Raw genomic sequence first — 312 nt, forward strand, 5'->3', positions numbered from 1 at the left:
GCTCCGTGGAGGGATATACCGCCAGAATTCGGCAACTGGAACAGTATACACAAGCGGTTTTGTCGCTGGCGGGATAAGGGAATATGGAAAAGGCTGGCGGACGCCGCAATAGGCGAGCCTGCCGGGGATATCCGTATGATAGATTCGACGTATATCAAGGCACACGCGGACGCGTGCGGGGCGTGCGGCGGCACTCAGGACATTAGCCGCACAAAAGGGGGCTAAACAGCAAATTACACCTTGTGGTTGACGAGTACGGGATACCGGCAAGCGGCATTGTGACAAGCGGTACTGTCGCGGATTGTAAACAAG

General features: G+C 55.8%; 1 protein-coding gene. It reads left to right on the forward strand.

Annotated features, from left to right (window positions below):
* Positions 1-225, forward strand: a 225-nt coding sequence (locus tag AWU74_RS08805; protein ID WP_162505148.1) for a transposase, incomplete at its 5' end; no start/stop codon positions are given.
* Between the last annotated feature and the right edge of the window lie 87 nt (positions 226-312).

It is taken from the genome of Treponema endosymbiont of Eucomonympha sp. (genome assembly GCF_001028545.1).